9 protein-coding genes are annotated in these 10,455 nt (G+C 69.8%); 7 read left to right on the top strand and 2 right to left on the bottom strand.

All coding sequences use genetic code 11. The features are described 5' to 3' along the window. The 6 genes from D7Y11_RS12925 to D7Y11_RS43815 form a co-directional block, all read left to right on the top strand. Positions 1 to 475: biosynthetic peptidoglycan transglycosylase (locus D7Y11_RS12925; protein ID WP_199753725.1), on the top strand; the 475-nt coding region annotated here is incomplete at its 5' end. A 262-nt stretch (positions 476 to 737) separates the two neighbouring features. Next, complete coding sequence (locus D7Y11_RS12920) at positions 738 to 2,114, top strand: bifunctional lysylphosphatidylglycerol flippase/synthetase MprF (protein ID WP_233607274.1); 1,377 nt, start codon at positions 738 to 740, stop codon at positions 2,112 to 2,114. A gap of 364 nt (positions 2,115 to 2,478) precedes the next feature. Continuing rightward, a complete protein-coding gene (locus D7Y11_RS12915) occupies positions 2,479 to 3,408 on the top strand; it encodes a hypothetical protein (protein ID WP_121754089.1) in 930 nt (309 codons plus the stop codon). 224 nt (positions 3,409 to 3,632) lie between these two features. Beyond that, on the top strand, positions 3,633 to 4,943 hold the full coding sequence (locus D7Y11_RS12910; protein WP_120575657.1) for a cytochrome-c peroxidase: 1,311 nt from the start codon (positions 3,633 to 3,635) through the stop codon (positions 4,941 to 4,943). A 12-nt stretch (positions 4,944 to 4,955) separates the two neighbouring features. Then, positions 4,956 to 6,074, top strand: a complete 1,119-nt coding sequence (locus tag D7Y11_RS12905) for a metallophosphoesterase (RefSeq protein WP_120575656.1) — start codon at positions 4,956 to 4,958, stop codon at positions 6,072 to 6,074. A gap of 23 nt (positions 6,075 to 6,097) precedes the next feature. Beyond that, positions 6,098 to 6,916 carry a c-type cytochrome gene (locus D7Y11_RS43815; protein ID WP_172814243.1) on the top strand — a complete coding sequence of 273 codons (819 nt, stop codon included), beginning with the start codon at positions 6,098 to 6,100 and terminating at the stop codon, positions 6,914 to 6,916. Between the two features lie 39 nt (positions 6,917 to 6,955). On the opposite strand, the gene D7Y11_RS12895 is transcribed toward D7Y11_RS43815, so the two are convergent. Together D7Y11_RS12895 and D7Y11_RS12890 are read right to left on the bottom strand one after the other, a co-directional pair. Further along, positions 6,956 to 7,150 carry a hypothetical protein gene (locus D7Y11_RS12895; protein ID WP_120575655.1) on the bottom strand — a complete coding sequence of 65 codons (195 nt, stop codon included), beginning with the start codon at positions 7,148 to 7,150 and terminating at the stop codon, positions 6,956 to 6,958. A 48-nt stretch (positions 7,151 to 7,198) separates the two neighbouring features. Further along, complete coding sequence (locus tag D7Y11_RS12890) at positions 7,199 to 7,408, bottom strand: hypothetical protein (protein WP_126933843.1); 210 nt, start codon at positions 7,406 to 7,408, stop codon at positions 7,199 to 7,201. Positions 7,409 to 8,062: 654 nt separating this feature from the next. Here D7Y11_RS12890 and D7Y11_RS12885 point away from each other — a divergent pair. Continuing rightward, complete coding sequence (locus tag D7Y11_RS12885) at positions 8,063 to 10,414, top strand: hypothetical protein (protein ID WP_126933842.1); 2,352 nt, start codon at positions 8,063 to 8,065, stop codon at positions 10,412 to 10,414. Positions 10,415 to 10,455: the final 41 nt, after the last annotated feature.

The following is a 10,455-nucleotide window of genomic DNA, read 5'->3' as shown; positions in this document are numbered from 1 at the left end:
GGGGGAGCTGGGGCGGGGGGCGTCCACGCTCACGCAGCAACTGGCCAAGAACCTATGGCTGTCCTCGGACCGCAGCCTGGTGCGCAAGCTGAAGGAGCTGGTGCTGGCGCACCGGTTGGAGGAGGCGCTGACGAAGCAGCGCATCCTGACGCTGTACCTCAACGTGGTGGAGTGGGGGAACGGCGTGTATGGGATTGAGGCGGGAGCGCGGGAGCACTTCGGCGTGTCCGCGTCCCAACTCTCCGTGGCGCAGGGCGCGGTGCTGGCCGCGATGCTGCCGTCCCCGCGCAAGCGCTCGCCGGCCAGTGGTTCCCGAGCGCTGTGGAAGCACGCGCACCACGTGGTGGACGCGCTGAAGACCTACAAGCGCATCAGCGCGGCGCAGGCGGAGAGCGCGCACGCGGAGGTGGACCAGTTGCTCGGCCGGGCTCCCGCGGACAGCGGCGGGGACGACGCGGAGGACGACGGTTCCTGAGGAGGGACCGTCGCCGCGGTACTACAGCCGGGCCCCTCCATGGGAGGGCCGCCCCATGGGGGCCCGGCTCCGGCCCTGATTTCCCCGTCAAGGACGTCCTCCTGTAGTGCGTGGGAGCGGCCGGATTGGATCCATTCCCCGTGCACTTCCACCCGGGGGCGGTGCACTTCCTCACAGCCCGTCCCTCCAGGAGGGCCTTGTCTCCTCGGGCGGCTTTGGCTGGCGGGGGTGCGCCATGGGACGTAGTTTGAACGCAAACACCATGGCCGACCCCCACCAGGACCCCGCAGGCGACCCGCGCGAGCGGGTGCTGGCGCTGCTCAAGCACCACGGCTGGAACGCGACGTCCTTCCAGGTGCTGCAGCCGGGCTTCCAGTACTGGTTCTCTCCGGAGGGGGACGGGTGCATCGCCTACGTGGACACGGGCGGCGCGTGGGTGGCGGGAGGCGGTCCCATCGCCTCGCATGAGCGCGTGCACGACGTGGTGGAGGCCTTCCACCAGGCGGCCCGGAGCGCGGGCAAGCGCGTGAGCTTCTTCGCCACGGAGTCGCGCTTCTCCCGCCTCGTCCCGTTCGAGGAGCTGCCCATTGGCGAGCAGCCGGTGTGGGACCCGACGAAATGGGAATCAGTGGTGAAGGGCAGCCGCAGCCTGCGCGAACAGCTCCGCCGCGCGCGCTCCCACGGCGTGCGCGTGCGCGAGGTGCCCGCGGAGGTGATGGAGACGGAAGGCCACCCGCTGCGAGCGGCGGTGGAGGTGCTTGCCGAGCACTGGCTCGCGTCGCGCCGCATGGCGACCATGGGTTTCCTGGTGGGACTGGCCCCTGGTGCCTTCGCTCGCGAGCGCCGCGCCTTCGTGGCGGAGGTGGAGGGCCGCGTGGTGGGCTTCCTGTCGGTGACGCCCGTGTACGCGCGCGACGGCTGGTTCCTCCAGGACCTGCTGCGCGAGCCCACCGCGCCCAACGGCACGGCGGAGACGCTGGTGGACGCCGCGATGCGCGCCGCCGCGTTGAACGGGCGCCAGTACGTGACATTGGGCCTGGCGCCGCTCGCGGGCCCGGTGCGGCCGTGGCTGCGGTTCGCGCGCAGCGCCGGGCGCCCGCTGTTCGACTTCGAGGGCCTGCGTTCCTTCAAGGCGAAGTTCCGCCCCGACGCGTGGGTGACGCTCTATCTGTCCCACCCGAAGGACGAGCCAGCGCCGTGGGCCATCTACGACGCGCTCCGGGCCTTCGCGCGAGGAAGCCTGGTGAAGTTCGGGCTCGTCACGCTGCTGCGCCGGCCACGCTTCTTCGTGCGTGCGCTGACGGCGCTGCTGGTGCCGTGGACGGTGCTGCTCGCGCTGCCCATGAGCGCGCACTGGTTCCCCTCGCCGTGGGTGCAGCACGGCTGGGTGGTGTTCGACGTGGGGCTCATCGCGGGCCTGCTGCTGCTCCTGCGCTGCTGGCGCGACGGGCTGGCCACGCTGCTGGGGCGGCTCACCACCGCGGATGCCTGTCTGACATTGGTGCAGGCGTTGGCTTTCAACGCCGCCAGGGCGCGGGGGCCGTGGGACTGGAGCATCATCATCGCGTCGGTGCTCGCCCCCGCGACGGCGTCCGCCATGTTGCTGCGCTCACGCGACCTGCGCGTTCCGGAGCCTTGAACTCGTGGGTCGGGCCGTCGCGAGCCTCGCGTGAGCCTCGGTCCGGGAGCTCCGTGCAGCATACGGCCCGGCCTCCTGGCTCCAACAGGACGGAGGGGGTTGGCCCCCAGCTCAAGACGTCCCGGTGCGGCTGGGGTGACGGAGGGGGGACGCGGTCCGAGACAGGGGGTGGCGTAGAATGGACGGAGTCCCAGTCATCCCCGTCCCCTCCGGAGATTGGATCCTCGCCACCATGCCCTTGGTTCCCAAGTCCGCCAATCCATCCTCCACGCCGCGTCCGGAAGGAGTTCGTTCCCCCGCGACCTCTCCGAGGACGCCTCCCCCCCTCTCAATCGTCGCCAGCCAGGGTATGAGCCCCGAGTCGGTGAACCCGCCGGCCAGCGCTCGCGACACCTCCCGCCCGGACGACGGGCCCCGTTCGCCCCGGGCCAGCACCCCGTCCGCCGTCCAATCCCACCAGGGCGTCAGCACCTTCACCAGTCCGGCGCCCGTCGCCACGCTGGCCGCGAGCAGCAACGGCGTCCGGTATGAGCAGGGCCGCTGCCCTGCGCTGGCCCCGGCGGATCCGAGACGTCAGACGGCCCTCAATCTGGACGACGCCGCCTGCCTCACCCATGGCATCTCCCCGGAGCACGTGCAGACCGCCCTCCTGCAGGGCCAGCTCAACTCCGCCTACACCCGGCTGGGCAAGGACGGCATCTACTCGCGGACCGCGGACAAGAACGGCGGCGGAGCGCTGGCCGTCTACACGCGCGCGGTGGGAATCGAGCAGACCTCCTGGAAGGCCCAGGGCAGCGGCGTGGGAAGCAATGACAGCAAGGTGCAGATGATCCTCAGCACCGCCGTGCTGGAGAACCCCGCCCACGGCTGGCGGGCGTCCTCCACGGACAACATGGGCAAGGTCCCGGGCTCGACCGTCGTGCATCAACGGGGCCTCCCCAGTAACGATCCCCTCGGCCGCGCTCCCCTCTGGCGCTGCCAGACCGAGTCGGCCCGCAACAGCGCCTTCAATGCGACCGTGAGCGGCAGGAGCCCCCAGGCGAACAACGAGCAACTGCACTGGCAGAGCGTCCCCCTCGAGGGAAACCTCAAGGGGATGGTGGTCACGTCCAGGTCCAGCTTCGACATGCTGATGGCGCTCCCCGGCGCTCAGTTGGACGAGGGGGCGCCGGGCAGGGGCACCGTCCGGTTCGGGGAGCAGGACATCCCCGTCCTCCTCACGGACGGCAAGAACCCGTTGCTGGCCGTGCTGAAGAGGGCTGGCATCGCGGACTCCGACGGAAGGGTCCGCTGACGCAGGCTCGGGACGCGCACGGGCGGAAAAATGAAGCCCGTGCGTGTCTTTCCTTGTCTCGGTGGGTGGAGCGTGACGTCTGACGTTCCAATCCCAGACACTCGCCCTCCCCCTGGACCGAGGGACCGTTGAACAGTTCTCACGGGTTGCGTGAAATGCCCGGACCAGCCTCGGACCCGGGCGGATGTCCCGCCGCGGCTCCAGAGAACGGGTAGGAGGCGTTCATGCGGCTGCCCTCGGGCGTCGTCACGATGCTCGCCGTGGTGCTCAACTCCGGCGTGGGACTGGCAGCACCTCCCCCTTCACAATCCGCGAACGCGACACCGCCGCAGCTGCCGCCGGGCGTCTCCGCGACGCTGTGGCGGCTGTCGGTCCCCAAGGGCATGGAGCCCACGCCGGAGCGGGTGGCGCTGGGCGAGAAGCTCTTCCGGGAAAAGCGCCTGTCGGTGGACAACACCGTGGCCTGCATGACGTGCCACGAGCCGGAGCTGGGCTTCACCGACGGCAAGCCGCTGTCAGAAGGCGTCAAGCAGCAGAAGGTGGCGCGCAACAGCCCCACCGTCCTCAACGCCCTCTTCAACGCCACCCAGTTCTGGGACGGCCGCGCGGCCACGCTGGAGGACCAGGCGAAGCTGCCCATCCTCAACCCGCGTGAGATGGGCATGCCGGACCCGGACACCGTCGTGAAGAAGGTGCGCGGCATCCCCGAGTACGTCACCGACTTCCAGAAGGTGTTCGGCCGCGAGCCCAACTTCGACGACCTGGCCGTCGCCATCGCCGCGTTCGAACGGATGCAGTTCTCCGGCGACGCGCGCTTCGACAAGTTCATCACGGGCGACAGCAAGGCGCTCACCGCGTCGGAGAAGAACGGCTGGGCGCTCTTCAACGGCAAGGCGCGCTGCAATTCCTGCCACGCGGGCAACGCCGTCTCTCCGCTGTTCAGCGACCAGAAGTTCCACAACATCGGCGTCGCCGCGCACAAGCAGGACTTCGTCACCCTGGCGCGCAAGGGCGTGCAGGTGGTCCGCACCGGCGACGAGAAGCAGATCGACGAATTGGCGCTCAACTCGGAGTTCTCCGAGCTGGGCCGCTTCCTCGTCACCAAGCAGGAGAACGACGTGGGCTCGTTCAAGACGCCCATCCTGCGCAACGTGGGCATCACCGGCCCGTACATGCATGACGGGTCGCTCACCACGCTGTGGGACGTGATGGACCACTACAACAAGGGCGGCGTGGCCAATCCCTACCTCGACGGGGGGATGCAGCGGCTGGGGCTCACGGAGCCGGAAATCGACGACCTGGTGGCGTTCCTCTTCACCCTCACGGACACGAAGTTCGACAAGCTCAACAAGGAGCAGCTGGCGAAGCAGCGCGCCCGGAAGAACACCCGGCCGGAGCGGGACAACGCCATCGCCCTGGGCAAGAAGGGCAACCTGGGCGACCTGGCTCCGAACCCGGACCTGAACGTGAAGAACCCGGCGGACCTGGGCTTCTACGGCGACGTCACCCCGGTGACGAACACCAAGCAGCGGTAACGGAGGCGCGCCATGGCAAACAAGTTCCAGAGCATCGAGACAAAGCACTACGCCGAACGCGACGCCTTCTTCGAGGGCCTGAGGAAGCTGGACCGCCGCGCCTTCATGCGCGTCGCCGGCATCTCCGCTGGCATTGTCGCGGGCATGGGCAAGCTCACGCCCAACAGCTTCCAGTTGGTCAACGTGGCGGAGGCGCAGGGAGAGAAGCCGAAGTTCTCCTTCGCGTACATCTCCGACACGCACCTGTATGAAAACAAGCTCAACGACCGCTTCGTGCGAGCCATCCTCAAGGCCGTGGATGACGTGAACGCGCTGGACCCCCAGCCGGACTTCGTCCTCTTCGGCGGAGACCTGGCGCAGCTGGGCCAGGCCGGCGAGCTCAAGCTGGGCGCCCAAATCCTCAAGTCCGTGAAGGCCCCCATCAAGATGATGGTGGGCGAGCACGACTGGTTCCTGGACATGGGCGAGCTGTGGCGCGACCTGTTCGGCGCGCCCAACTACTCCTTCGACCACAAGGGCGTGCACTTCGTGGTGCTCAACTCCATCCTGGAGAAGGACTTCTGGACGGAGCGGAAGCTCTCCCCCATGGAGCGCATGAAGATCGTCGCCGGCCTGGACAATGGCATCCAGTCCCGCTTCGAGGTCGGCGCCGAGCAGCGCCAGTGGCTCCAGAACGACCTGGCCAAGGTGGCGAAGACGACGCCCGTCATCGTCTTCAGCCACTCGCCGCTCTACAAGTACTACAAGCCCTGGAACTTCTGGACCGACGACGCGGACGAGGTGCAGGCCATCCTCAAGCCGTACGAGAAGGTCACCGTCATCCACGGACACACGCACCAACTGCTCAGCAACCGCATTGGCAACATCTCCTTCCACGGGATGCTGTCCACCGCGTGGCCGTGGCCGTACGCGCCGGAAGGCCTGCCCTCGCTCACGGTGCCCATGAACCGCGCGGATCCGTTCAGCCAGTTCGACGGCTGCGGTGACGGCCGCATGGACGTGCTGGAGTCGGGGCTCGTGGACAAGGTCTACAACCTCTGGCAGCGCGACCCCATCACCGTGCGCGCCAGCTACCTGGGCTCCGGTGGCAAGCAGTCCGCGCCCCCCAAGCCCAAGCTGCCCACCTACTAGGACCGGAAGAGGAACTCCCTCCCATGAACCTGCGAATGAAGTTGCTCGTGGTCCCGTGCGCGGCCCTGTCCTTCGCCGGCGGCGTGGCGCTCGCCACGTCCCCGGAGTCGAAGGCCGAACCGCTCCCCAAGCACGTCCTGCCCGCGTCCAAGGACGGCAACCTGGTGCTGGGCCTGTGCGACGGTGAGACGTCCATGGAAGTGCAAGGCGTGAAGGACGGCCAGAAGCTCACCCGCGCCCAGGCCATCACCGCCACCGCGCAGTTGATGGATGACTGGCGCAAGAAGAACCCGGACGCGAACTGGGACGACGTGCCCGGCCCGGTGCTGGCGCAGGCCGCGCCCCCGGCCACGAAGAAGTCCCCAACGCCCGCGCCCCAACCCAACCCCGGCTCGAAGCCCTCGGGCAACGACGTGCGCCAGGGCGGCGTGGGCGCGGAGACGGGCGCCAAGGCCGTGCCCCAGCAGCAGAAGGCCAACCTCCAGACGGGCCACACCTACGGCGCGTATTCCGAGCGCGACGAGCAGGTGTGGGCGGACTCCGTGCAGGCGGCCGTGAAGGAGGGCCACCGCGTGTTCCACGACGCGGACGCGCTGGGCGGCACGGTGGGCGTGTCGTGCGACATGTGCCATCCGGACGCGGCCAACACCCACCCGGAGACCTACCCGAAGTACCAGGTGCAGCTGGGCCGCGTGGCGCTGCTGCGCGACATGATCAACTGGTGCATCGAGAACCCGGTGCGAGGCAAGCCGCTGGCGGACGGCGATCCGAAGATGCGCGCGATGGAGGCGTACATCTATGCGCAGCGCAAGGGCGTGAAGCTGGAGTACGGCAAGCACTGAAGCCCGGGCGGGACCTCGGGCCCCGGGCGCTTCGTGCGCTCAGGGGCCCAGGTACAGGTTCAGGGCGGTGTAGGCCGCGCAGAACGGATACGCGAACAGCAGGCTGTAGGTGATTTGCAGCGGCGTCAGGTGCCGCCGGTCGATGACACCCTTCGTGGGGCCGCGTTCATCCCGGCGGCGCAGGTATGCCCCCAGCGCGAAGGACACCACCCCCGACACGAGCCACGGGTTCATGGGGGAAAGCATCAAGCGTGCTCGGGATGGGGCGCAAGCCAGCCCCCGTCACATCCGGCTGAGGAAGAAGCGGACCAGGGTGAACAGCGTCATCGCGTAGGCGTACCCCAGCAGGACTCGACCGGCGATGCGCTGCGGCGTCGGTTTGCGCGGCTCGGCCTCCGGAGGCGGCGCGCGGCGCTGGTCGCGCGTCACGAGGAAGCGCCCCAGGCCGAGCGCGACGATGACGGAGATGATCACGAGGTCGAAGGCGCCCATGGCGTGGGAGCTTCGGACAATGGCCTGACGGGATTCAAGGCAAGTGGCATGCCGCACCCCGCCAGTGGCGCACCGAACGAACCGGTCCAGCGGATTTCCACTGGCCCGATGCGGTGCTCCCCTGGCCGCGGTTGTCTCCGAACTTGTCCGACAGTCGGACAGGTTTCCTCGGCTCGGATGGCGGAGGCTCTCAGCCATCCACGGTGGCCCAAAGCTGTCCGACAGTCGGACAGGATTCCGCGCTCGGATTGAGCGGAGGCCCGCCAACCAAGATGGTCCAAAGCTGTCCGACAGTCGGACAGGTTTCCGCTGGCCGGATGGATGGAGGTCTTGGCCGCGGTTGCCCCGAACTTGTCCGACAGTCGGACAGGATTTCTCGGCTCGGGTGTCGGGGACCCTGGATGCGGTGGTCCAAAGCGGTCCGACAGTCGGACAGGTTTTGGCCGCGCGCCGCCGCCGGGGGCTCGGAAGGGCTCTTACCTGCTCATCGGTGGAGGCAGCCTTCAGGCCTTGAGGCCCGGCGCGACGATGGATGCTGGTGGCCCTCTTGAGGTCGAAGGCATTCGTGGCCTGGCCGCTTCGGGCCATGGGCTGACCGGATTCAGGGCTCGGGGGCTTGCCTTCCCCCCGCCGGGTCCCGGTTGAATGCGGGCCATGTCCCTCGTCCCTGTCACGGACCCCAGCGGTTTGCTGGAGCGCGCGCCGCGTCTGGCGGAGCTCCTGCCGGATGCCGCACTGTCGGAGGCGCTCGCGCGGGGTGATGCGTGGGCGGTGCACGCGGTGCTCTTGCGCCGGCTGGAGCACGAGCCGCCCGGGCCCACGCGAGAGCTGCTGGCTTCGCAGGTGGAGGACCGGGGCGCCTTCGTCATCGCCGCCCGTCCGCCGTCCGCGTCCTCCGTGCTGGGGACGGGTGTCCGGTGGAGGGGCGTGCCTCCTCGCGACGCCGCCCCGAACGCCCCCTTCGTCGCCGAGCGCACGGTGACGGTGCTGGGCGTTCCGGTGTGGCCCCTGGAGGGCTACCTCGTGCGCGCGGACGGCAAGGCTCCGCTCCAGGTCATCGGGCAGGTGCCGCCCTCGCCGGGCAGGTCGCGCCGCCGCGCGGTGTCCCTGGCTGGGGTGGCGCTGGGGCTCTGCGGCCTGGTGGGTCTGGGCGCGGTGTGGCTGGACGCGCGCAGCATGCGCGCCGTGACGGTCGTCAACGGTCTGTCGCGCCCCGTGGACGTGCGCATCGGCGGCGAGCACTGGGTGGTGGCGCCCGGGACGCAGGAGCAGGGGCGCGTGAGGATGGGAGATGGACCGCTCCATGCGGTGACGACCTGGCCCGGCCAGGAGTCCGTCATCGAGGACGTGACACTTCCGGTCCAGGGCGAGCACATCCTCTACAACGTGAAGGGCGCGGCGATGCTGGAGGCGGTCCCGGAGGAAGGGGTCGTCTCCGCGGGCCCCTACGCCAGGTCCCTTCCGGAGATCGCCTCGGTGCTCCAGCCGGGCGAACAGCTCTCAGTGCAGTCCGCGAAGTGGGAGTCCGCCGCGCGCCTCTACGCGGAAGAGGGGCGCTGGCAGGCCGCGGGCCGCGTGGCGTCCGCCGTGGCGGAGGTGGAGCCGGGCAATACCGTCGCGCGGGAGATGGCCGCGCGCGCATGGCTCTTCGTGGACACGCAGGTGCCTACGAACCTGCCGGCCGACCTGCGCTGGCGCAACACGCGCGACTTCGCGGCGATGCTGATGCACACCTGGCAGGAGGACCCGGCCGCGCAAGCGCTGGCGCTGTCGTTGATGCGCCACATCGGCCAGGGGGCCCAGGCCCGCGCACGCTACGCGGAGCACGCGCAGCAGCATCCGGACTCACCGCTGGCGGCCCTCTACCTGCAGCGCGCGAGCCCGCCGGACCTGGGCTCCGCGGACGCCGTCGACGCCTACTCGAAGCTGGCGGCGCGCTTCCCGGACTCGCCCGACGTGACCCGCGCGTGGTTGGAGGCGCGGTGGCGCTTCGAGCTGGAGCACCCGTCGGACGCGGGCCGGGGGAACGACGTCGGACGTCCGCCGTACGAGGTCCAGACGGCGGAGCTGTTGAAGCCCTTCGTGGAGAAGCACCCGCCGGAGACACTGGAGGCGCTGGAGCTGGACGTGCGCATCTTCTTGCGCGCGCGGCTGCGAGACGCGGCCACGGGGTTGGTGCGCCGCTACGGCCAGGACCCGCGCCGCAGGACCTGGGACTTCCTGGTGCTGGCCGGACGCACGGCGGAGGCCGCCGGGCCCGAGCACACGTCCTACGTGATGCGCGACTGGATTCCCGCCGACCTCGCGCGGCAGCCGGCGCGGATGCTGCTGCTGGACCTGCTCACCGGACAGCGCTCGCCGAAGGACGCGGAGCTCGCCGCGCTGGCGTCCCCCGAGGACCGCTCCATGCTGCGCCTCACCCGGGACGTGCTGGTGGATCCGAAGCGCGCGCTGAAAGAGGCCGACGGAGACCCCCTGGTCGTGCTGCCCCGACTGGATCCGGAGATCCTCGCGCTGCTCGCCCTGGAGTTCACGCGCACCGGCGATGCCTTTGGGAAACGGCTCTTCAGTGTCTCGCTGCCGCTGATGCTCGCGCGCGAACCGCTGCGAAACCACGTCCTGTCCGTCTCGGGCGTCCCGGGACCGGACTTCCACCGCCTGCCCCCGGGCCTGCGCGCCGCCGCCACCCTGGTCCACGCCCGGCGCGAGGCGAAGGAGGGCTATCCGGTGTTCACGGAGCGGTTGGACGGTCTTGCCCGCATGGACGCGCTGGGGGGCTTCTCGGTCCGCGCCGCCGGCCCCTGGATGCGGCGCGCGTTCGACGCCTGCATGGACACGAAGGTGGAGCAGTCCCTGCCCCAGGGCATCCTCTTGAGGGGTGACCTTGTGAAAGAGCAGGCCCGCCAGGAGGACGACCGGGAGGGTCGCCGCCCCAACTGCGAGGCGCGCATCGTCAGACCCACGGGGCTGCCGCTTCCCCGGACCGCCGCCACGACGACGCCGTAGAAACGCGAACGGCGCCGACCCCTGAAACCGGGTCCGGCGCC

Source organism: Corallococcus sp. AB018 (genome assembly GCF_003986945.1).
In the GTDB taxonomy this organism is placed as follows: Bacteria; Myxococcota; Myxococcia; order Myxococcales; family Myxococcaceae; genus Corallococcus; species Corallococcus exiguus.
Note: the sequence above shows the minus strand (reverse complement) of the source record. Positions and strands in the feature narration are given on the sequence as shown.

Bases quoted from the DNA above. Each gene is read 5' to 3' on its own strand.
- D7Y11_RS12920 (WP_233607274.1), top strand. From the start codon at position 738: ATGGCCGACCCCCACCAGGACCCCGCAGGCGACCCGCGCGAGCGGGTG.
- D7Y11_RS12890 (WP_126933843.1), bottom strand. From the start codon at position 7,408: ATGGGCGCCTTCGACCTCGTGATCATCTCCGTCATCGTCGCGCTCGGC.
- D7Y11_RS12885 (WP_126933842.1), top strand. From the start codon at position 8,063: ATGTCCCTCGTCCCTGTCACGGACCCCAGCGGTTTGCTGGAGCGCGCG.
- D7Y11_RS12895 (WP_120575655.1), bottom strand. From the start codon at position 7,150: ATGAACCCGTGGCTCGTGTCGGGGGTGGTGTCCTTCGCGCTGGGGGCA.
- D7Y11_RS43815 (WP_172814243.1), top strand. From the start codon at position 6,098: ATGAACCTGCGAATGAAGTTGCTCGTGGTCCCGTGCGCGGCCCTGTCC.
- D7Y11_RS12910 (WP_120575657.1), top strand. From the start codon at position 3,633: ATGCGGCTGCCCTCGGGCGTCGTCACGATGCTCGCCGTGGTGCTCAAC.
- D7Y11_RS12905 (WP_120575656.1), top strand. From the start codon at position 4,956: ATGGCAAACAAGTTCCAGAGCATCGAGACAAAGCACTACGCCGAACGC.